This window comes from Microbacterium sp. C448 (assembly GCF_000582705.2).
Lineage (GTDB): Bacteria > Actinomycetota > Actinomycetes > Actinomycetales > Microbacteriaceae > Microbacterium > Microbacterium lacus_A.
The window spans coordinates 14,133-35,439 of sequence record NZ_HG779699.1 but is presented as its reverse complement, the minus strand read 5'-3'; the positions used below and the strand labels follow the sequence as shown (position 1 = coordinate 35,439).

Below are 21,307 nucleotides of genomic sequence, written 5' to 3'. Positions count from 1 at the left end.
TTCCAGGACGCTGGGCGGATGCGACGCCCCGAGCCTCTTCCCAGCGATCTTCCTCCGGTGTTCCGGGTGTCCGAGGCGCGGGCGATGGGCGTGAACCCCGCACGGCTCTCCCGCAGCGACCTCCGGTCGCCGCATCGCGGGCTGAGAACGTCGCGGTCGCTACCCGTCCCGGCGTCGTCGCTCGAGATCGCCGCCCAGTATGCGCCGCGGCTCGCAGGCTGGCAGTTCTTCAGCCACGAGACCGCGCTCGAGGCGGTGGGCGCGCCGATGCCGGAATGGCCTTATCGTCCGCGCTTGCACGTGGCCGCGCACCGACCGAGTCGCGAACCCCGCATCCCCGGTGTGGTCGGTCATCGCCTTCAGGCGCGGCAATCGGCGGTGATGATGAGTCGTGTGGGCCTTCCGATCGAGACCCCCGTTCGTGCGTGGCGCCAGGTCGGATCGCTCTGGGCTCTCGACGACCTCATCGCCGCCGCGGACTACCTGCTCTCGGGCGAGCGGCCGTTGGCCACGTCGGAGCAGCTGCGTGACGAGATCGAAGTGATGGGCGATGTGCGGCGAGGCATCCTTCGTCGTGCATTGGTCGAGGTGCGCAACGGCGTGCGTTCGCCTCGCGAGACGCGCCTGCGCTTGGCGCTGACGCGTGGGGGGCTGCCCGAGCCGGAGATCAATTGGGTTCTGCGTGACGGCATCGGGGACCCGGTGGCCGAACTCGATCTCGCCTATCCGCGGTGGCGCGTCTGTGCCGAGTACGACGGCCGCGTGCACGAGACGGACCGGCGCCAATTCGCGAGGGATGCCGACCGATGGGACAGCATTCGGGAGCAGGGTTGGGAGCACGTGCGCATTCTGAATGTCCATATGCAACACGGGGCGGTGCGGGCCGTGGAGCGGGTACGGGATGCGCTCATCCGTGCCGGCTGGCACGACGGCGCGTGAGCCCGCGTCGGGGTCGTCCGCGGGTCCGGCCCGACGATGAGATGTCCCACTTCGACGCGGTATGCAGCGCGATTACCGTGCCGAAGTGGGACACGGGTCACGGGAAGTGGGACACGCCTCCGTCCAGGTGGAACGCGGCCGGGGAGCCGCCGCGCGTCAGGCGTCGGCGACACCCAGCACATCGAGCAGCCAGGCGAGCTCGAACGCCCGCTCGCGCCAGGCGTTGTACTGGCCCGAGACGCCTCCGTGCCCGGCGACCATCTCGCACTTCAGCAACGCGTCGGCGCCGACCTCGCGCAGACGCGCGACCCACTTCGCCGGCTCGACGTACAGCACGCGCGTGTCATTGAGCGACGTCACGGCCAGGATGCGCGGGTAGGTCACTCCTTCGCGCACATTTTCGTAGGGCGAGTAGGACTTCATGTACGCGTAGACGTCGGGGTCGTGGAGCGGATCGCCCCACTCGTCCCACTCGATGACGGTCAACGGCAGCGAGGGGTCGAGGATCGTCGTGAGCGCGTCGACGAAGGGAACGTCCGCCAGGATGCCGGCGAAGAGCTCCGGCGCCAGGTTCGCCACCGCGCCCATGAGTAGGCCGCCGGCCGACCCGCCCTCGGCGACCAGCTGGTGGCGCGTGGTGTAGCCCGCGTCGATCAGGTGCAGTGCGCAGTCCACGAAGTCGGTGAAGGTGTTCCGCTTGCTCGAGAGCTTGCCGTCCTCGTACCACTGCCGGCCCATCTCGCCGCCGCCGCGCACGTGCGCGACCGCGAAGACGACTCCACGGTCGAGCTCCGACAGGCGCGCGACCGAGAAGCGGGGCTCGATCGAGTGCTCGTACGAGCCGTAGCCGTAGAGGTGCAGCGGGCGCGGTGCGACGCCGGCATCGCCGAACGAACGCTTCCACACGAGGGAGAGCGGGATCTGCGTGCCATCCTGCGCGGTCGCCCACACGCGGGCCTGTTCGTAGTCGGATGCCTGGTACCCGCCGAGCACGGGCTGGCGCTTGCGCAGCAGCAGCTCGCGGTCGGACAGTCGGTAGTCGTAGACGGTGTTGGGTGTGACGAAGGAGTCGTACCCGAGCCTCAGCATCGGCGGCGCCCACTCGCGGTTGCCGCCGAATCCCGCCGCGTAAAGGGGCTCGTCGAACGCGAGCTCGTCGACACCGCCGGTCGCGTAGTCGAGCAGCCCGATGCGGGCGAGGCCCTCGCGGCGGTACTCGATCGTCGCGAAGTCGCGGAAGCAGTCGATGTCGAGCAGACGGATGCCGGGGGTGTGCGCCCGCACGACGGTGCGCTCGCCGGCCGGGTCCGTGGCGATGACCCGGACCAACTCGAAGTCCAGGGCATCCTCGTTGTGCAGGATGTACAGGTAGTCCTCGCCGTCCACGATTGCGTGATCGACCGAGTACTCGATGCCCTCGCGGCGCGGCCAGACCACCCGCGGCTCGGCGGCGAGGTCGTCAGCGGGGACGAGCCAGATCTCGGACGTGATGGAGGACCCGAGCCCGATCACGAGGAACTTCTCGCTGCGTGTGAAGCCACCGCCGAGCCAGTAGCGCTCGTCGGGCTCGTGGAAGAGTTTGATGTCGTCGGCGACCGGGGTGCCGACGACGTGCCGCCACAGGGTGTCGGGGCGCCAGGCGTCGTCGACGGTGGAATAGATGATCGAGGTGCCGTCGGGCGAGAACTCTGCGCCCGACGAGGTCCCGGGGATCTCATCGCCGAGCTCGTCGCCGGTCTCGAGGTCGCGCACACGGATGGTGTATCGCTCGTCGCCCGCCACGTCGACGCCGAAGAGCATGAGGCGTCCGTCATCCGACACGTCGAACGATCCGAGCGAGAAGAACTCCGTCCCCTCGGCCTCGACGTTGGCATCGAGCAGCACCTGCTCACCGGGCACCGGTTCGCCGGGCGTCAGCTCGGGCGGGGTCCAGTCGTCCGGTGCGGCCAGGGGTGCGCGGCATTGCACGCCGTACTGCTTGCCCTCGATCGTGCGGCCGTAGTACCACCACCCGCCGCGGCGCGACGGCACCGAGAGGTCGGTCTCGAGCGTGCGGCCCTTGATCTCTCCGAAGATCCTCTCGCGCAGTCCCGCGAGGTGCGCCGTGCGCCCGGCTGTGTACGCGTTCTCGGCCTCGAGGTGCGCGATGACTCCTGCATCGTCCTTGGCGCGCATCCACTCGTACGGATCGTCGACGACGTTGCCGTGGAACTCGCGACTGTGCGGCACGCGCGGGGCGGTGGGAGCGGATGTCTGGGGTCGGGCGTTCTCGGTCGGTGAGGCGTCGTGGGTCACGGATCCACGTTAGCCGAGGCATCCGGGCGCGGCTCCGGCGTTACTCGGCCACCACCCACTGCGGCTCCGGAAACGCTCGCCTGGCACTTGTTGCGGTTTGGACGGCTCGCACGTCGCAACAAGTGCCAGGGGAGCGGTCCGGGGTCGGGGTCAGCGGGCGGGGAGCGATGGCGCGCCGAGCAGCTCGGCAGCACGCTCGGCGATCGCGTAGACCGGGGCGAGCGTGTTGCACGTGGGGATCGTCGGCATGACCGAGGCATCCGCGATCCACACGCCTTCGATGCCGCGCAGGGCGAGCTCTGGCGTCACCGGGGCGTCGTCGTCCGATCCCATGCGTGCCGTGCCGCACGCGTGGAAGAACGTCGACACCGAACGCCGGACGTATCGCTCGGCATCCTTCCGCGAAAGACGCCCGCCCGGGGCCAGCGGCGCATCGATGATGTCGGCGAAGGCGCGGGTGCCGAACAGGTCGTGGATGGTGTCGAGCGACTCGACGAGCGCGTCGAGATCATGCCGCTCGGCAAGGAAGTTCGGCTGGATTTCGGGGGCGACGCCGGGGTCCGCCGACCGCAGCCGAAGGTGCCCCACACTGTGCGAATCCATGAGCCCCGGCGATACCGCGAACACATGGCCCGACAGGTCGTAGTCGGAGCGCACCTCGGCCGTGGCATGGGGTCCCTGTACGACGAAGGCGTGCAGGTCGGGTGCGGGCCCGGCCAAGCTGCTGCGCCAGTTCAGCATCGCGCCGCCGCCGTTGTCGCGCAACGGCCCGAGCGGCCCGCGGGCTCGGGCGGTCACGCCCTCGATCAGCGGATGGTCCTGGTAGTTCGCGCCGACGCCGGGCAGATCGATGCGGGGACGGATGCCGAGGGCACCGAGCGCGTCCGGATCGCCGATGCCCGACAGCATCAACAGGCGCGGGGTGTCGATCGCGCCGGCCGTCATCACGACGCCCCGCCCGGCGCGGGTCAGCACGGACGCCCCGTTGACTAGGTGTCGGACGCCGGAAACCCGCGTCCCGTCGATCTCGAGCGACAAGGCGGGCGAGTCGACCACAACATGCAGGTTCGGGCGCGAGAGCACGGGCGCGAGGTATCCCCGCGCCGCGCTCCAACGCCGCATCGTCCCATCGGGCGCGGTCGTCGCCGAGAAGTTCGTCCACGCTGCGCCCTCGTTCGAGGGTCCGTTCAGATCATCCGTGACGGGTAGTCCGAGCTCGGCCGAGCCCTCCATGAGCGCAACGGCGATCGGGTGCGGGTTGCGGGACCGCTCGATGCGGATCGGCCCGCCGGCGCCGCGCCAGGCATCCGCTCCGCCCTCCCAGTCCTCCACGGTCCGGAACAGGCGTGTCATGAGTGCGGCATTCCAGTCCGTCGCGCCGACGGTGCCCCAACGGTCGTAGTCGGATGGATGCCCGCGGTACCAGAGCATCGCGTTGATCGCGCTACTCCCGCCCAGCACACGCCCGCGGGGGATCGGGATCGTCCGTCCGTCGACGAGGGGCGTCGGGGTGTAGGAGTAGCCCCAGTCGTACGGACCGCCGAGGAGCGAGACCCACGCGTCTGCGCGGTCGATGGACTCGACCGCGGTTCCGTCCGGACCGGTGCCGGCAGGTCCCGCCTCGATCAGCAGTACCGAGACATCCGGATCCGCCGACAGCCGGTTCGCGAGCACGCACCCCGCCGAGCCGCCCCCGACGATGACCCAGTCGTACTCCGCGCGGGGCGAGGCGTACTCCGCGACCGGCGAGCCGACGATCGGCATCAGTTGTGCTCGCTCGGACCCATGATCGAGATGCCCTCGGTGCGCTCGACGTGCCGGACGAAGGTGTACGTGTCCTCGCGCCCGTCGGAGTGCTTGCGCTTGATGCCGGGTTCGAGGATGCCGTCGGTCTTGGCGACGACGATGTACGGGACGGTCGAGGCCAGGCCCGCGGCGCAGTGCTCGTCGAAGGCCTCGAGCGTGTCGACCGTGTAGGCGTTCTCGACGCCGGCCGCTCGCGCGATGCCGGCGAGGTCGACGCGTCCCGACGCGGTGTGCGTGCGCGGTCCGCCGATCGACTGGTACTGCTCGTTGTCCCACACCACGATGAAGAGGTTTCGCGGCTGCTCGTTGCCGAGCGTCGCCAAGATGCCGAGGTTGAACAGCAGCCCGCCGTCGGTGTCGAGCGAGACGATACGACGGTGGGGGAGTCCGACCGAGAGTCCGAAAGCCTCGGCGCTGACGCATCCGAGCTGCTGCTGGAACAGGCTCCCCTCGCGCATGTGCGGGGCGGCGTTGAACCACTCATCGACGGCGCCGCCGAGCGAGAGGATGACGAGCTCGTCGTTCAGCCGAGCACCCAGGGCCTGCATACAGGCGAAACGCGACATGCTCATCGGACGACCTCCCCACCCAGGACAACGGCCGAGTGGTAGTACGCCGTGTACGACCACTCGAAGGCGTCGACGATGGCCTGTTCGATCTCGTCCTCGCGCCGCACGACGCGGTAGGGGATGCGCAAGGCTCCGAGGAGCGGCTCCATCGTGATGCCGTGGGGGATCGCCCACCAGTTGTTCTCGCCCATCTCGCCGCGGTAGCTCATGATCATGACGACCGGGATGCCGGAGCCCAGGCCCAGGCGCGCGAGGTGCTCGGTCGCGGCGCGGAGCCCCGAGTTCTCCATCACGAGCACGGCGCGCTTGCCCGAGAGGAACACCCCGCCGGCGATCGCGGCACCCTCGCCCTCGTTCGTCACGGGGATGGTGCGGATGTCGGGGGCCGCGTCCAGCGCCGGGTACAACTCCTTCAGCAGCGAGTCGGGCAGGTACGTCGCCACGCTCACCCCCGCGCGTTCGAGACCGCGCAGCACGGCCTCCACTCCGGTCTTCTGCATGGGTGTCCTCTCGGCGTTCGGGTACTGGTTCGGGACGTGCGGATCAGGCGTGAGCGCGCAACGCGGCGGCCGGATGCGTCGACGCCAAGCGCGGCCCGCCGCCCGGATGCATGCGCTCGCGCAGTGTCGGGCCCGGGGCATCCGCCAGCAGTCCGCGCTCGCGCAGGATCGGCACGACGAGCTCGCAGAAGTCCGTAAAGCAGCCGAGCCCGCCGAAAGTGGGCTCAAGCATGAAGCCGGCAAGCCCCGTCTCGCGCGCGATCGTCTCGAGCTCGTCGGCGACCTCGACGGGCGACCCGGTGACCAGGAACCCGCGGATGCCTCGCCCCCGGAATCCGTCGAGCACATCGCGCACGCGCACGCTGCCCTGGGCGCGGTATCGGTCGAGCAGCGTCTGTCCCTGTGCACCGCCCGCGGGCAGCACGACATCCTCGAGCAGCGTGTCGGGGTCTTCACGGGTCAGGTCGACCCCGGTGAACCCGGCGAACATGACCGCCGCATCGTCCAGGGCGTACAGGGCGTCGAGTTCGGCACGGCGGGCGTGAGCCTCTTCGCTCGTCGGGGCCACGATGATTGTGGCGCCGCTGATCACGGCGATGTCGTCGGCGGGACGACCCGCCGCGACCGCTCGGGCCCGGACATCCGCGACGACCTTCGCCGCCTGCGGGATCGACTGGCCCTGGATGAACACGGCCTCGGCGTTCCGTGCCGCGAAGGCACGGCCGCGGTCTGAGGTGCCGGCCTGGAAGAGGACGGGGGTGCGCTGCGGCGTCGGTGGTACGGCGAAAACCCCGTGCCCGCGGTGGTGGACGCCGTCGAACGAGACGGGCCGTACCTTCGTGGGGTCGGCATAGACGTTGCGCGCGCGGTCGCGAACCTCGGCGTCGTCCTCCCATGACTGCTCCCAGAAGCGCAGGCACAGTTCGACGAACTCGTCGGCCGCGTCATAGCGCGAGTCGTGCGCACCCGGGGCTGCTGACTCGAGGCCGAACAGGGCGTCGGTCGTGGCCTGCGAGCTCCCCGTCACGATGTTCCAGCCGATACGTCCGCCCGTCAGCCGGTCGAGAGTCGCGAAGCGGCGTGCCGTGCCATAGGGCCGCTCTGCCACGGTTGGCGACGTCACCACGAAGCCGAGCGACGTCGTCTGGGCCGCGAGCGCCGCGATCATCAGCATCGGGTCGAGCGCAGGGAATTGGATGCCGTGGGCGATCGTCTCGTCGGGAACGCGCCCCTCCAGGGTCGGGTATCCATAGGTGTCCGCGAAGAACAGGAAATCGAACCCGGCCGCATCCAGGGTCTTCGCGAGCTTCGTCCAGTGCGACAGGTCGTCCCAGTCGTCGCCGCGTCCGTCGGGGTGGGTCCAGGTCGGCATTCCATTGTTCGGATTGACCATCTCGAACGCGCCCAGCAGCATCTCCATCTCGCGATCCGACTTCCGTATTTCTCAGATGTGCGCCATCAGAGGAGCGCGACGACGGTCTTTGTTTCGAGGTAGTTCTCGAGCCCCTGCGATCCGTTCTCGTATCCCCACCCGGACTCTTTGTGCCCGCCCTTGGGCAGCTCGGGTCCGAGGAACGAGTGGCAGTTGATCCACACCGTGCCGGACTGCAGGCGCGATGCGATGCGGTGCGCGCTCGAGAGCCCCTCGGTCCAGACACTCGCGGCCAGACCGTATCGGGTGTCGTTCGCCCACCCGAGCACCTCGTCGAGGTCGTCGAAGGGCACCACCGCGGCGACGGGGCCGAAGATCTCTTCGCGCATGATGCGCATGTCTTCGCGCACGCCGGTCAGCACGGTCGGTTCGAAGAAGGTGCCGAGCGGTCCTTCGCGTCGCCCGCCTGTCACGACCTCGATGCCGTCGGCGGCGCCCTCGCGGATGAAGTCGTCCACGCGCTCCGCTTGTCGGGCGCTCACGAGCGGGCCGAGGTCGGCTTCGGTGTCGAGCCCGTGCCCGAGTCGCAACGCCGAGCCGTACGACGCCATGCCGGCGACGAGCCGGTCGTAGACATCCCGGTGCGCGTAGACCCGCGCGCTCGCGACGCACACCTGGCCGCCGTTGTCGAAGATGCCGCGCGAGATGCCCTCGACCGCCGCGTCGAGGTCGGCGTCGGGCATGACGATGGAGGGGGACTTGCCACCGAGCTCGAGCGTCAACCGGCGAAGATCCGCACCCGCGGAAGCCGCGAGTTGTTTGCCCACGACGGTCGATCCCGTGAAGGTGATCTTCGCGACACCGGGATGCGCCGCGAGGGCACTCCCGGCTTCGGCTCCGTAGCCCGTGACGATGTTGACGACACCGTCCGGTACCCCGGCCTCGACGAGCAGCTGCCCGAGTCGGAGGGCGGTGAGCGGGGTGTCCTCGGCGGGCTTGAGCACCACGGTGCAACCGGCCGCCAGCGCGGGCGCGAGCTTCATCGAGGCCATGAGTAGCGGAGAGTTCCACGGCACGATCGCCGCGACCACACCGACGGGCTCGCGGACCGTGTACGCGAAGACCTTCTTGCCCGGGGGCGTGCGCGAGAGGGACGTCGGGATCGTCTGGCCGAGGATCTTGGTCGGCCAGCCGCTGTAGTAGCGGAACTGATTGATGGCCGCGGGGATCTCGCCGAACCGCGATGTGCGCCAGGCCTTGCCCTGGTCGAGGCTCTCGAGCTGCGCGAGTTCGTCGGCGTGGGCCTCGATCAGGTCGGCGATGCGCCAGAGCAGCGCGCCTCGGGCAGCGGGTGTCATGTCGGCCCATTCCGGGGCGCGGAGAGCTCGACTCGCGGCGGTGACGGCGGCATCGACGTCCGCCTCCGTCGCGCGCGCGACCTCGGCGAGCAGGGCGCCCGTCGCGGGGTCGCAGGTCCGGAAGGTCTCTCCCGAAGACGCGGCACGCCAGGTGCCGTCGATCAGGAGGCGCTGGGGGCCTGCATCGAGGAACGCGGCGACGGCCGGGTCGAGGTCTGGCCGCTGGGGCCGGATGGTGTGGTTCATGGAGCGTCCTTCACCTACCGAGGCCGGGCGACCGCGGGGGAGTACCCCCATGCTAGGCCGACCGATCGCGGTTGTACTATTCGGTTCATGATATCGGGAAATAGCTTTTGAGCTGGTTTTTATTGCGGGATTACGACCGGCCCGCCGCATCCGCTTCGTAAACTCTTTGTTTCGTGGACGCCATCCGGGCGAGCTGGCGGGATCGAGACGGCACACTCGACGGGTGACCCACCCCGCTCCTCTCCTGCTTCTGCCCGACCACGTCGTGACGATGGATGATGCCCTCACCGTGCTGTCGGGGGTGGGCGTGCTCGTCGTCGGCGACACGATCGCCGAGGTGGCGGACGCCGACGATCTACGCGCTCGTCATCCCGACGCCGAGATCGTCGAGCTGCCCGATCGCCTGCTGATGCCCGGGCTCGTCAATGCCCACCACCACTCGGGGATGCTGCGCGGCACGGCCGAGCACCTGCCGGTCTGGGAGTGGCTGCGGCTGCATATCGACCCGATGCACCGGGTGCTGAAGCACGAAGAGGCCGAGGCCGCCGCGTGGCTCTGCTACGCCGAAGGGCTGCTGTCGGGTACCACGACGGTGGTCGACATGTGGCGCTACATGGACGGTGCGGCGCGCGCGGCTGAGGCGCTGGGCAACCGCGTCGTCACCGTCAATTACGTCGGCGAACACCCCGACTTCGACTACTTCGACACGCTGGATGACAACGAACGGATGCTGCGCGAGTGGACCGGTGCCGCGAACGGTCGCATCATGCCGTGGGTCGGGCTGGAGCATCCGTTTTATGCCGATGAAGCCGGAATGCAACGCGCGATCGCGATGGCGCGCGACTTCGACACGGGGCTCTACACGCACTGCAGCGAGTCCGAGATCGAACTCGCCGACTTCCGCGACCGCTACGACATGCGGCCCATGTTCGCGCTCGAGAAGCTCGGATTCTTCGACGTGCCCCGCGCCATGATCGCGCACGCGGTCTGGTTGGACGGATCCGAGGTCGACCTGATCGCCGAGCGCGGCGTCGGTGTCTCGCACAACCCCGTCTCGAACATGAAGCTCGCGAGCGGCATGGCGCCGATCGCCGAGATGCTCGCCGCGGGAGTGAACGTCGGGCTCGGCACCGACGGCGAGAAAGAGAACAACAACCTCGACATGTTCGAGGAGATGAAGGTTGCGTCTCTTCTCGGGAAGCTGCGGACGATGGATGCCGCGGCGATGGACTCCTGGGACGTGCTGCGCATGGCGACCCGCGGAGGAGCGGCGGCGATCGGGCGCGGCGCTGAGCTCGGCGCGATCGAGGTGGGGCGCAAGGCCGACCTGGTCGCAGTGCGGACGCACACGCCGCGGATGACTCCGCTCTTCGCCGATGGCGGCTACGCGAACCTGCACCACAACCTGGTGCACGCGGTGCGCGGGTCGGATGTCGATCTGACGATGGTCGACGGGAACATCGTCGTGCGTGACGGCGAGCTGCAGACCGCGGACATGGGCGAGCTGATCGACCGCGTCCGCGCCCTCGCCCCCGACCTGTTCGCGCGCCGCAGCGCCTACCTGGCCGAGCAGGGAGACCCGGACGGCCTGTTCGCCGGTCGCTGAGCCTGTCGAAGCGACCCGTCGTGGCTGTTTTGGGTCGGTCTGGTCACTTCGACAAGCTCAGTGACCGTGGGGGTTCGGTCGCTGAGCCTGTCGAAGCGACCCGTTGCACGTCGTGCAGTTCTACGTGACGGTGACGAGGGTCCGCTGCCATCCGCTCGACCCGTCGGGTGCGATCGGTGCCCGCTCCTGCGTCTGCGTTTCGCCGGCCGCGTTCACCGCGCGCACCGTGACATAGTGCGTGCCCGGGGTGGCGTCCCAGTCGACGTACCACTGCACCCAGGTATCGACACCGACCGCGGTGGAGAGGTTCGCGACCTGCCAGTCGCCGTCGTCGATCGACACCTCGACGCGGTCGATTCCGACCGTCTGGGCCCACGCGACACCCGCGATGGGGACCCGACCTGCGGCCACAGGGTTGCCGGGTCGAGGGGTGTCGATGCGGGACGACATCTTGATCGGAGCCTCGGCGCTGTACCCGCGCGGGGTCCAGTAGGCCTCGTCGTCGGCGAAAGTGGTGACCTTCAGCTCGGTGAGCCACTTCGTCGCCGACACGTAGCCGTACAGTCCCGGCACGACCATCCGCACGGGGAAGCCGTGCTCGAGGGGCAGGGGCTCGCCGTTCATCGCGACCGCGAGGATCGCGTCGAGTCCGTCGTTTGTCAGGGACTCGAGGGGCGTGCTCGCCGTGTATCCGTCGACGCTGCGCGAGAGGACCATGTCGGCCCCCGCGGCCGGGCCCGCGGCGCGCAGGACGTCGCGAATCGGCACGCCCCACCATTTCGCGGTGCCGACGAGGTCGCCGCCGACCTCGTTCGAAACGCATGTCAGGGTGACGGAGTATTCGTCCAGCCCCATCCCGACCAGGTCATCGAACGTCAGTTCCAGCGGGGTGTCGACCATGCCGACGACGGTCAGGCGCCACGTCTCGGGATCGATGCTCGGCACCGTCAGCGCGGTGTCGACGCGGTAGAAGTCCGCGTTCGGTGTGTAGAGCGGTGAGATGCCTTCGATGTCCAGCTCGGCTCCCGCGGGAACCGTCACCGTCGATTGGGGGGCGGGAAGGTTCAGTCCGCGCCGGATCGCGGCGATCGAGGATGTCGTGGCCCCGGCGACACGCGAGCCGATGCCGACAACCACGGCCCCGGCGGCAGCGATGCCGCCGATCAGCAGGAAGCGGCGTCGCGCAACTCCCGAGGCGGGGGAGTCGGCCGTGCCCGATGCTGCGTCGGACGCGCGGGCGCTGTCCGTACGCCAGGCCCGAAGCATCCGGCCCAGCACGATGATCAGTGCGGCACCCGCGATCGCTCCCGCGACCGAGGGGATCCACGAGACTGCGGTTGCGCCCGCGCGGGTCACGACGGCGGCGACCGATAGGACACCGGCAATGCCGAGAGCGACCGCGCCGAGCGGTGGGCGCACGAGCTCGAGGACCCCAGCGATCGCCGACGCGATCAGCACCGCGAGGCCGAGGCCCACGAGCAGGGCGATCTTGTCGTACTCGCCGAAGGTCGCGATCGCGAACTCCTTGAAGGGTTGCGGCACGATGTCGATCACGAACGATCCGACCGCGAGGAGGGGCGATCCCCCGCGCGCGAACAGCAGGGCCAAGAGTTCGGCGACAGCCAGGAACACCGCTGCGCTGACGATGCCGGCGAGAGCCGACCATCCGAAGAACCGTTTCGTTCCGCCGCGCTTGGCCCTGATCGGTTTCGCCATGATCGTCTCCGCCCCGCGACACCACTCTGGCCCGCACCCTCGTATTCGCGACCGGTCGGCTATCGGATTGCGTCTGGCGTCTCGTTGGCCAACGGTCTCGTCAGGCGGACACCGCCGGAATGCGCGAGTTCCGACGCGATGTCCGGGGCGAGTTGACCGCGCCGGAACGTCCTGTCAGGATTCTCCGTGGCTGGTTAACGGAACCTGAACCGACGGTGAACTGTTCGTTCGTCACGCCGCCCACGGCGGCACTCTCTCCCAGATCCTCGACGGAAAGCGAACAGTGGACGCCGCAGCCCTGATCATCATCCTGGTCATCGTTCTGGCCCTGTTCTTCGACTTCACGAACGGGTTCCACGACACCGCGAATGCGATGGCGACGCCCATCGCGACGGGCGCGCTCAAGCCCAAGGTCGCGGTTCTGTTGGCTGCCTGCCTGAACCTGGTCGGCGCGTTCCTTTCGACAGAGGTCGCGAAGACGATCTCGGGCGGAATCATCCGCGAGGATCAGATCTCTGCGGCCGTCTTTCCGGCGCTGATCTTCGCGGGATTGATCGGCGCGATCACCTGGAACATGATCACGTGGCTGCTGGGTCTGCCCTCGAGCTCGTCGCACGCCCTGTTCGGCGGACTGATCGGCGCGACACTTGTCGGTGTCGGGGTCATGGCGATCGATTTCGGCGTGGTGCTGTCGAAGGTCATCCTGCCCGCTGTGATCGCGCCGCTGACCGCCGGAATCATCGCCTTCGTCGCGACCAAGCTCGCATACTCCCTGACTCGCCGCTACGACGGTCGGCCCGACGGCCGCGATGGCTTCCGGTGGGGCCAGATCTTCACGTCGAGCCTCGTCGCCCTGGCCCACGGCACGAACGACGCGCAGAAGACGATGGGCGTCATCACCCTCGCCCTCATCACGGTGGGCTGGCAGTCCTCGCCCGACCCGCAATTGTGGGTCATCGTGGCGTGTGCCCTGACCATCGCGCTCGGGACCTACATGGGCGGATGGCGGATCATCCGCACCCTCGGCAAGGGGCTGACCGACATCAAGCCGGCGCAGGGCTTCGCGGCCGAGGCATCCACAGCGTCGACGATCCTCGCCTCGAGCGCCCTCGGTTTTGCCCTCTCGACGACCCAGGTCGCGTCCGGTTCGGTGATCGGTTCGGGACTCGGACGCCGCGGATCGACCGTCCGGTGGCGCACCGTCGGACGCATCGCGATCGGATGGTTGCTGACGTTGCCGGCCGCCGGCGGCGTGGGCGCGGCTGCGGCGCTGGTCGTGGTGTGGCTCGGCACCTGGGGCGTCGTGATCGACGCGGTGCTGGCGGTCCTGATCGTTATCGCGCTGTTCCTGCGGTCGCGTCGCAACTCAGTCAATGCCGCGAACGCGATGAGCGAGGTCGCTGATTCTGGCAAGGCCGTCAAGGTCAAGCGGAACCCGCCCCCGACCCGTCGCCAGCGGGCGCTTGCACGGGAAGAGGCACGCGCCGCCGCCGGAGAAGCCGACGCCGAGCGGCGCCCGGAAAAGGGTCGGGGGGAGTGAACGTGACGATCAACTGGTTCGCCTTCGTACAGGTCTTCATCGCTGCCCTCACGGGCGCGGTCCTCGTCGTGGGTTTCTACGCACTGGGCCTGCGGATGCTCGTGCGTGCCGGGCGCGCGCCGGTGGTCGCGCCGGCCGACTTCACCGACGCCATCGCGGTCATCACCGAGAAAGAGGCGCGCCGCGCCGCGAAAGCTGCGGCCAAGGCCGCGAAGAAGAGCCCGTTGACCGACGGCCAGCGGCGGGTCGCGCTCTGGGCGGCATACGGATGCTTCGGCCTCGCCGCCGCCGCGGTGCTCGCGGGCCTCGTGCTCATCGTCGTCGGGCACTGACACATCGCCCGGTCGTGACGTTCGACCCGCCATTCGCGGCCCACCGCGCGCGTCCGGACCTCGACATAGGGTGGGGGCGTGAGTGAGACATCCGTCGCCAGTGGTCAGTTCGGGCAGTACCCGCCCGCCCAGCGAACGATCATCCACCTGAGCGACACCCACCTGCTCGCCGAAAACGTCGCGCTGGGTGGACGCTACGACACCGAGGCGAACCTGCGTCGCACGATGGAGCGGGTCGTCGAGCTCGGGCTCACGCCCGACGCCCTCGTCTTCACGGGCGATCTCACCGACCTCGGCGAACCCGACGCGTATGAGCGGCTCCGCACAGTCGTCGAGCCCGTCGCCGCTGAATGGGGCTGCCCCATCGTCTGGGTGGCGGGAAACCACGACGAACGCCCGGCCCTCCGCGAGGGCTTGCTGGGCCTCGATCCGACCGAAGCGCCGGTGATCGGCGAATGGGACCTCGGTGGGCTCCGTTTGATCGCGCTCGACTCGAGCGTGCCCGGTTGGCATCACGGCGATCTGGACGACGCCCAGCTCGAATGGCTGCGCGCCCGCCTCACCGAGCCGGCGCCGCTCGGCACGATCCTTGCGCTGCATCATCCGCCGCTCCCGAGTCACGTGCCCCTCTTCGACATCCTCGAGTTGCAGCACCAGGAACGCCTCGCCGAGGTCATCGCCGGGAGCGACGTGCGCGCGATCCTCGCGGGGCATCTGCACTACTCCACCAGCGGGACGTTCGCCGGAGTCCCCGTGAGTGTCGCCGCGGCGACGTGCTACACGATGGATATCGGCCGCCCCGCCCTGTCGGTCAACGGGATGGACGCCGGACAGTCGTTCCACCTCGTGCACGTCTACGACAACACGATCACGCACTCGGTCGTGCCCGTCGCTGGCGCGGCAGACGGCGACTACTTCACCCCGGAATGGTACGAACGGATGTCTCGCCTCACCCGCGCGGAGCGACTCGAGGTGTTCTCGCGCAAGCCCGACAAAAGCGGGTCCGAGAACGCTTGACTTCGAGTGCGCTCGAAGTTCTAGCGTGGGGACATGACCCTCACCCACGACTCGCCGGTACCCGGCGTCAGCGTCGGCGTCGGCGTCGGCGTCGCGATCTCGGACGCGGCGGCCGCGACTGGCCTCTCGACACACACCCTGCGCTACTACGAGCGAGCCGGGCTCATGCTGGACCCCGTCGAGCGGGCCTCGTCGACCCATCGTCGCTACGGTGACGCCGACATCGCGTGGGTGCAGTTCCTGACCCGATTGCGGTTGACCGGCATGCCCATCGCGACAATCCGCGAGTACACCGAGTTGGTTCGCCAAGGCGACGAAACGGTCGACGCACGCCGCGAACTGCTGGTGCGGCACCGCGTCGCCGTCCTGCACCAGCTCGACGACATCACGGCGAGCCTCGCCGCCATCGACATCAAGATCGCCATTTACGAACAAAAAGGGACGAACACATGAAGAAGATCACGCTGGGAACGGACGGACCCGTCATCGGCCGGATCGGTCTCGGACTTATGGGTATGAGCGCGTTCTACACCGGGGCCACGCGGGACGATGAGGGCGCCATCCGCACCATCCACCGCGCGCTCGAGCTCGGCGTCACGTTCCTCGACACCGCCGAAATCTACGGTCCCTATCTGAATGAGGAATTGCTCGCCCGAGCCATCTCCGGGCGACGGGACGAGGTCGTCATCGCGACGAAGTTCGGCACGATCCGCCACTCCTCCGACGGACAGGGCGGGTTGGATGGGAGCGCCGAGAACGTGCGGCTCTCGGTCGAGGGTTCGCTGCGCAGACTCGGTACAGATCACATCGATCTGTACTACCAGCACCGGATGGACCCGGCGACGCCCATCGAAGAGACGGTCGGGGCGCTCGCTGACTTGATCGCCGAGGGCAAGATCCTGCACTACGGCCTGTCGGAGGCCGCGCCCGCGACGATCCGGCGGGCGCACGCGGTGCATCCGGTGACGGCGCTCCAGACCGAGTACTCGCTCTGGAGTCGCGATCCCGAGGCGGAGATCCTGCCGACGGTTCGCGAACTCGGCATCGGGTTCGTGCCGTATTCGCCCCTCGGGCGGGGGTTCTTGACCGGTGCCATCCGTTCCCTCGATCAGCTCGACGAGAGCGACTTCCGCCGCTCCAACCCGCGCTTCGCGGGTGAGGCGCTCGACGCGAACCTCGCGATCGTCGAAAAGGTCGAGACCGTCGCGCAGGAGGTCGGCGCGACTCCCGCGCAGGTCGCCCTCGCGTGGCTGCTGGCCCAGGGCGATGACATCGCGCCGATCCCGGGAACGCGCCGCATCGTGGCCCTGGAGGAGAATGTCGCCGCGGACGCGGTGCGGCTCTCGCCGGAACAGATCGCCGCTCTGGGCGAGGTGGGAACACCCGTCGGGGACCGGTACGCCGACATGACTCCGGTGAACCGCTGAGGGCTCCGAATCGCCGAACCCTTCGCGCGCGCTGAACCCGCCGAACCGCCGAGGTTCGCGGGGGAGTTCAGGACGCCGCGCTCGCCGTATATCGCGGCGGGCGCGGCGTTCGTCACGGGTAGGCTCGGGGCATCTCTTTTTCCGCCGTGATCGACCCACAAGGACACCACATGGCCCCCCACATCGACGTGGACGCAACACCGCCTACCCGTACCGAATCCGACTCGCTCGGAAGTCTCGAGATCCCGTCCGAGGCCTACTGGGGCATCCACACTGCCCGTGCGCTGGAGAACTTTCCGATCGCGAAGCGGCCGATCTCGGTCTATCCGGAGCTCGTGCGAGCGCTGGCGATGGTGAAGCAGGCATCCGCCCGTGCCAATCGCGAGATCGGTGTGCTGGACGCCGACAAGGCCGACCTGATCGATCGTGCCGCTCAGCGCGTCATCGACGGTGAATTCCACGACCAGTTCGTCGTGGGCGTGATTCAGGGCGGCGCGGGCACGTCGACCAATATGAACGCGAACGAGGTCATCACGAACGTCGCGCTCGAGATGGCGGGACGGACGAAGGGCGACTACGCGTTCCTGTCGCCGATCGATCACACGAATCGCAGCCAGTCGACGAACGACGTCTATCCCACCGCCATCAAGGTGGGGTTGAGCCTGTCGCTCGTGAGCTTGCTGGAGGAGCTCGACCTGCTGCGCCGCTCATTCCTCGCGAAGGCCACCGAGTTCCACGATGTGCTCAAGGTGGGACGGACACAGCTGCAGGATGCCGTGCCGATGACGCTGGGGCAGGAGTTCAACGGTTTCGCCACCACCCTCGGTGAGGACTACCACCGCCTGCGCGAGAACGCCCATCTGCTGACCGAGGTCAACATGGGCGCGACCGCGATCGGCACGGGAATCACGGCCCACCGCGGCTACGCGCAGTCGGTCGTGCGTCACCTCAGCGGCATCTCGGGTCTGCCGCTGGAAACCGCTGCCGACCTGGTCGAATCCACAAGCGACACCGGTGGATTCATGTCGTTCATGGCCTCACTCAAACGCAACGCGATCAAGCTCTCGAAGATCTGCAACGACCTGCGGCTGCTCTCGTCCGGCCCGCAGGCGGGGCTCGGCGAGATCAACCTGCCCGCTCGGCAGGCGGGGTCGAGCATCATGCCCGGCAAGGTCAACCCGGTGATTCCCGAAGTCGTCAATCAGGTCGCTTTCGCGGTGGCGGGAGCGGATGTCACGGTCACGATGGCCGTCGAGGGCGGGCAGCTGCAGCTCAACGCGTTCGAACCGGTCATCGCGCACTCGATCTTCCAGTCGATCACCTGGATGCGTCAGGCCATGTGGACCCTGCGTGTCAACTGCATCGACGGCATCACGGCCAACCGCGACCGGCTCGGCGCGATGGTGGGCTCGTCGGTCGGCGTCGTGACGGCGCTTACTCCGTTCATCGGGTACGCGGCATCCGCTGCTCTGGCCAAGACCGCCCTGCTGACCGGACGAAACGTCGGCGATCTGGTCGTCGAGGCGGGACTGATGTCGGCGGAAGAGGTCGCCAAACAACTCTCGCCCGCGCGGCTCTCGGGTCTCGAGGCGGTCACCGCGGCGATTCCGGTCATCGTCGCGGCCGAGGATCTCTGAGGATCGCCGGAGCCGCTTCCTCCCGCTCCACCGCCGAACCGATAGGTTCGAGCGCGTACCGACGAGAGGACTTTTCATGACCGACGCCAACGGACCCGCAGACCACACCCCGCCGCCGCCCGCCTATCCGACAGCACCGCCCGCACCGGCCGGCGCAGCTCCCGGCGCTCCGATCCCGGGCAAGACCCTCGGTATCGTCGCGCTGATCGTCGCTTTCTTCGCGAACTTCATCGGCCTGATCCTCGGCATCGTCGCGCTCGTCCAGAGCCGCAAGGCCGGCGTCAAGAACACCCCCGCGGTCTGGGCGATCATCGTCGGCTCCGTGCTCTTCGTGCTGAGCATCATCATCGGCATCATCGTGATCGTGGCAATCACCGCCGCCGCGGGCTTCGCCACAGAAGCCATCACTGCGTGTGACGCAGTGGACTACGTGGGAACGGTGATCGTCCAGGGCATCGAGGTGGACTGCTCCACGATCGAGTCATAACCCCCGACCGCGAACGTCCGGTCGTTGAGCGAGCGGCGCTCGTCGAAACGCGTCGTCGTGTCGGTGCGTTTCGACTCGGCGTTTCGCGGCTCGCTCAACGACCGGGGCGTCAGTCGAGGATGCGGCAGTGCGTCGTCAGCTCGCCGATACCGTCCACGCCGACCGTGACGGTCGAGCGGTCGCGGAGAAAGATCTGCGGGTCGCGCGAATAACCCGCGCCACCCGGGCTGCCGGTCGAGATGAGGGTGCCGGGCAACAACGTTGTCGTGCCGGAGAGGTGCGAGATGAGCGTCGCGACCGAGCGCACCATCTGATTCGTTGACGCATCCTGAACCGTATGTCCATCGACGACGGCCCAGATGTGCAGGTCTTGCGGGTCGGGGATCTCATCCGCCGTCACTACGAACGGGCCCGTGGGGGTGAAGCCGTCGAACGACTTGCAGCGCGACCACTGCGCCTCCGAGAACTGGATGTCCCGCGCGGTGATGTCGTTGACGACCGTGTACCCCCACACATGATCCAGAGCGTCCTCGGGTGAGACGTCGCGAGCGGGGGCGCCGATGATCACGCCGAGTTCCGCCTCGTAGTCGACGGACTCGCTGAGAGTCCGAGGCCAGGAGGTGGTCTGCTCGTGGCCCGTCAGCGAATTCGGCCAGAGGCTGAAGACCGTCGGCGCGGCATCCGTCTTCAGTCCCAGCTCGCTCGAGTGCGCAGAGTAGTTCAGTCCGATCGCGAGGATGAGCGGAGGGCGGTTCGAGATCGAGGCGAAGGTGACATCGGCGAGCCGATGCCGTGGCACGCCGGCCGGCGGCTGTTCCAACGCCCGGCGCACGCGCAGAAGCCCCTCCTGGCCCGATTCGATCAGGGACTGAAGGTCGGCGGGACCGTCCGAAACGAGATCGGGGATGGCGATGGCCTCGTCGCGCTCGACAACGGCAAGGACGGGAGAACTCGCCCCGGAGGGCACGATGTGGGCAAAACGCACACACCCACGCTACCCCGCGCGGGTTGCGGGGTCTCTGTCGCCGCCCTCTGAGTGAGCACGCCCGCCATAAGCTGGCCGGGTGACGTATGCGCCCCCGCCCTGGCCAGACCGCCCCGGTTCGCCCGACCCCGCCGCCTCGGTGCCGACCGCTGCGTCGTTCGTGTCGCCCCTCGCACAACCACAGCACGCCCCCGGGGCGTACATCCCGCCCTCGCCCGTACCCGTCTCCGGCTCGGTCGATTCGGTCCCCGCGTTGCCCCGGAAGGGGCGCCGGGTCTCGATCTGGCTGTTCGCACTCTTGGCCGTGCTGCTCATCGGGCTCGTCGGCTATTTCCTCACCTTCCTCGGTGCGAGCGCCTCCATCATCGGGATGATCGTGGCGCTCGTGCCGTTCGCCGTCGTGCTCTTCGCCGTGAGGACGATAGATCGATGGGAGCCCGAACCGCGCGGACTCGTCGTGTTCGCGGTCGCCTGGGGCGCGATCGCCTCGGTCGGGATCGCGCTGCTCGTCGACCTGGGCATCATCCTGCTGATCGGAAACAGCGACTCGTCCGCCCGGGACCTGTTTTCGACCGTCGTGCAGGCTCCTGTCGTCGAAGAGGTCGCGAAGGCTCTCGGCCTGTTGCTGATCTTCGTGACCGCCCGTCGCGCGATAGATGGCCCCGTGGACGGCATCGTGTACGGCGCTCTGGTGGGTGCGGGCTTCGCCTTCACCGAGAACATCCAGTACTTCGCGATCAGCTATCTCGACGGGGGAGCGGGGGACCTCACGGCGACGTTCTTCGTTCGCGGCATCCTCTCGCCCTTCGCTCACGCCATGTTCACCGCCGTGGCCGGCTTCGCGCTGGGGCTTGCAGCCAGACGCGGCGCGACGGGCGGTCGAGCCCTGGGGGCACTCGGTCTGGGGCTGATCGGGGCGATCGCACTCCACGCGTTCTGGAACGGGTCGGCGATGCTCGGCGACTTCTTCGGCCTCTACCTGACGCTCCAGGTTCCGCTCTTCATCGGATTCATGCTCGGAATCCTGGCTCTCCGCCGCGAAGAAGCACGCCTCACCCACGCACGCCTCGGCGAATACGCCTCGGCGGGATGGTTCACCGCGCAAGAGGTCGACATGCTCGCCACTCCCGCGGGGCGCCGCGAGGCACTCCGGTGGTCGAAGACGCTCCGCACCGATCGCTCGCCGATCATGCGCGCCTTCATCGCCGACGCCACCGCGCTGGCCGCGGCGCGCCAGCGCGCGATCTCGGGACGGGATGCCTCGGCCGCCGAAGACGAACGCGTGCTGCTCGCTCGCACGGCCGCGGCGCGGGCCTCGCTTCTATCGATCTGAGGCTGCCTCCGGTCGCCCGGGGAATGACTCAGCGCCCGGTGCCGCGGCGATGCCTGCGTGTCTACCGGGCGCTGAGTTGGCCTGCATTGAGTCTGCCCCCGGCCTGTGAAGGTGTCAAGAGTGCTCGGGGCGGCTTTGACCC

Annotated in this window: 18 protein-coding genes and 1 pseudogene; 10 read left to right on the top strand and 9 right to left on the bottom strand. The window is 68.6% G+C overall.

The genetic code is table 11. The features are described 5' to 3' along the window. Positions 1-939, top strand: a 939-nt coding sequence (locus tag MIC448_RS10245) for a hypothetical protein (protein WP_207875933.1), incomplete at its 5' end; no start/stop codon positions are given. A 156-nt stretch (positions 940-1,095) separates the two neighbouring features. On the opposite strand, the gene MIC448_RS10240 is transcribed toward MIC448_RS10245, so the two are convergent. The 7 genes and pseudogenes from MIC448_RS10240 to MIC448_RS10215 form a co-directional block, all read right to left on the bottom strand. After that, entirely contained in the window at positions 1,096-3,234 is a 2,139-nt protein-coding gene (locus MIC448_RS10240) for a S9 family peptidase (protein ID WP_036299099.1), read from the bottom strand. A 150-nt stretch (positions 3,235-3,384) separates the two neighbouring features. Next, positions 3,385-3,837: a GMC oxidoreductase gene (locus MIC448_RS16720; protein ID WP_373457227.1), complete on the bottom strand. Its 453-nt coding sequence runs from the start codon at positions 3,835-3,837 to the stop codon at positions 3,385-3,387. A gap of 219 nt (positions 3,838-4,056) precedes the next feature. Beyond that, positions 4,057-4,998 (bottom strand): annotated as a pseudogene (locus tag MIC448_RS16715) (GMC family oxidoreductase); the annotation flags it as partial. After that, positions 4,998-5,612, bottom strand: coding sequence for a thiamine pyrophosphate-dependent enzyme (locus tag MIC448_RS10230; protein ID WP_199484435.1), 615 nt, complete (start codon positions 5,610-5,612; stop codon positions 4,998-5,000). The pseudogene MIC448_RS16715 and the gene MIC448_RS10230, both read right to left, overlap by 1 nt. Continuing rightward, positions 5,609-6,109 (bottom strand): thiamine pyrophosphate-binding protein, encoded by a 501-nt coding sequence (locus tag MIC448_RS10225; protein ID WP_036299093.1) that lies wholly within the window; start codon positions 6,107-6,109, stop codon positions 5,609-5,611. The genes MIC448_RS10230 and MIC448_RS10225 overlap by 4 nt, the downstream gene beginning before the upstream one ends. A 43-nt stretch (positions 6,110-6,152) precedes the next feature. Next, positions 6,153-7,529, bottom strand: coding sequence for an NtaA/DmoA family FMN-dependent monooxygenase (locus tag MIC448_RS10220; RefSeq protein ID WP_051513571.1), 1,377 nt, complete (start codon positions 7,527-7,529; stop codon positions 6,153-6,155). 38 nt (positions 7,530-7,567) lie between these two features. Continuing rightward, on the bottom strand, positions 7,568-9,085 hold the full coding sequence (locus MIC448_RS10215; protein ID WP_036299091.1) for an aldehyde dehydrogenase: 1,518 nt from the start codon (positions 9,083-9,085) through the stop codon (positions 7,568-7,570). 223 nt (positions 9,086-9,308) lie between these two features. Between MIC448_RS10215 and MIC448_RS10210 the strand changes: the two genes are divergently transcribed. Further along, a complete protein-coding gene (locus tag MIC448_RS10210; RefSeq protein ID WP_199484434.1) occupies positions 9,309-10,691 on the top strand; it encodes an amidohydrolase in 1,383 nt (460 codons plus the stop codon). A 120-nt stretch (positions 10,692-10,811) separates the two neighbouring features. Here the strand turns inward: MIC448_RS10210 and MIC448_RS10205 are convergent, their stop codons facing one another. Continuing rightward, positions 10,812-12,407, bottom strand: a complete 1,596-nt coding sequence (locus MIC448_RS10205; protein WP_051513569.1) for a molybdopterin-dependent oxidoreductase — start codon at positions 12,405-12,407, stop codon at positions 10,812-10,814. A gap of 283 nt (positions 12,408-12,690) precedes the next feature. Here MIC448_RS10205 and MIC448_RS10200 point away from each other — a divergent pair, with 283 nt between their 5' ends. The 7 genes from MIC448_RS10200 to MIC448_RS10170 all read left to right on the top strand — a co-directional run bounded on the left by MIC448_RS10200 (position 12,691) and on the right by MIC448_RS10170 (position 18,847). Further along, on the top strand, positions 12,691-13,947 hold the full coding sequence (locus MIC448_RS10200) for an inorganic phosphate transporter (protein ID WP_036299088.1): 1,257 nt from the start codon (positions 12,691-12,693) through the stop codon (positions 13,945-13,947). After that, positions 13,944-14,279 carry a hypothetical protein gene (locus tag MIC448_RS10195; RefSeq protein ID WP_036299087.1) on the top strand — a complete coding sequence of 112 codons (336 nt, stop codon included), beginning with the start codon at positions 13,944-13,946 and terminating at the stop codon, positions 14,277-14,279. The genes MIC448_RS10200 and MIC448_RS10195 overlap by 4 nt, the downstream gene beginning before the upstream one ends. Positions 14,280-14,357: 78 nt before the next feature. Beyond that, positions 14,358-15,296, top strand: coding sequence for a phosphodiesterase (locus MIC448_RS10190; RefSeq protein WP_036299085.1), 939 nt, complete (start codon positions 14,358-14,360; stop codon positions 15,294-15,296). A gap of 33 nt (positions 15,297-15,329) precedes the next feature. Continuing rightward, positions 15,330-15,749, top strand: coding sequence for a MerR family transcriptional regulator (locus MIC448_RS10185; RefSeq protein WP_051513567.1), 420 nt, complete (start codon positions 15,330-15,332; stop codon positions 15,747-15,749). Further along, positions 15,746-16,723 carry an aldo/keto reductase gene (locus MIC448_RS10180; protein WP_036299082.1) on the top strand — a complete coding sequence of 326 codons (978 nt, stop codon included), beginning with the start codon at positions 15,746-15,748 and terminating at the stop codon, positions 16,721-16,723. The genes MIC448_RS10185 and MIC448_RS10180 overlap by 4 nt, the downstream gene beginning before the upstream one ends. 170 nt (positions 16,724-16,893) lie before the next feature. After that, positions 16,894-18,360 (top strand): aspartate ammonia-lyase, encoded by a 1,467-nt coding sequence (locus tag MIC448_RS10175; protein ID WP_036299080.1) that lies wholly within the window; start codon positions 16,894-16,896, stop codon positions 18,358-18,360. Between the two features lie 76 nt (positions 18,361-18,436). Next, positions 18,437-18,847, top strand: coding sequence for a hypothetical protein (locus MIC448_RS10170; RefSeq protein ID WP_036299077.1), 411 nt, complete (start codon positions 18,437-18,439; stop codon positions 18,845-18,847). Between the two features lie 109 nt (positions 18,848-18,956). Here MIC448_RS10170 and MIC448_RS10165 read toward each other — a convergent pair whose 3' ends face one another. After that, positions 18,957-19,832 carry a fumarylacetoacetate hydrolase family protein gene (locus MIC448_RS10165; protein WP_036299076.1) on the bottom strand — a complete coding sequence of 292 codons (876 nt, stop codon included), beginning with the start codon at positions 19,830-19,832 and terminating at the stop codon, positions 18,957-18,959. A 79-nt stretch (positions 19,833-19,911) separates the two neighbouring features. On the opposite strand from MIC448_RS10165, the gene MIC448_RS10160 reads away from it, so the two are divergent. Further along, a complete protein-coding gene (locus MIC448_RS10160) occupies positions 19,912-21,165 on the top strand; it encodes a PrsW family intramembrane metalloprotease (RefSeq protein ID WP_243419947.1) in 1,254 nt (417 codons plus the stop codon). Positions 21,166-21,307 lie beyond the last annotated feature (142 nt).

Bases quoted from the DNA above. Each gene is read 5' to 3' on its own strand.
- MIC448_RS10205 (WP_051513569.1), bottom strand. From the start codon at position 12,407: ATGGCGAAACCGATCAGGGCCAAGCGCGGCGGAACGAAACGGTTCTTC.
- MIC448_RS10225 (WP_036299093.1), bottom strand. From the start codon at position 6,109: ATGCAGAAGACCGGAGTGGAGGCCGTGCTGCGCGGTCTCGAACGCGCG.
- MIC448_RS10170 (WP_036299077.1), top strand. From the start codon at position 18,437: ATGACCGACGCCAACGGACCCGCAGACCACACCCCGCCGCCGCCCGCC.
- MIC448_RS10175 (WP_036299080.1), top strand. From the start codon at position 16,894: ATGGCCCCCCACATCGACGTGGACGCAACACCGCCTACCCGTACCGAA.
- MIC448_RS10220 (WP_051513571.1), bottom strand. From the start codon at position 7,529: ATGGAGATGCTGCTGGGCGCGTTCGAGATGGTCAATCCGAACAATGGA.
- MIC448_RS10230 (WP_199484435.1), bottom strand. From the start codon at position 5,612: ATGAGCATGTCGCGTTTCGCCTGTATGCAGGCCCTGGGTGCTCGGCTG.
- MIC448_RS16720 (WP_373457227.1), bottom strand. From the start codon at position 3,837: ATGGATTCGCACAGTGTGGGGCACCTTCGGCTGCGGTCGGCGGACCCC.
- MIC448_RS10185 (WP_051513567.1), top strand. From the start codon at position 15,330: ATGACCCTCACCCACGACTCGCCGGTACCCGGCGTCAGCGTCGGCGTC.
- MIC448_RS10180 (WP_036299082.1), top strand. From the start codon at position 15,746: ATGAAGAAGATCACGCTGGGAACGGACGGACCCGTCATCGGCCGGATC.
- MIC448_RS10215 (WP_036299091.1), bottom strand. From the start codon at position 9,085: ATGAACCACACCATCCGGCCCCAGCGGCCAGACCTCGACCCGGCCGTC.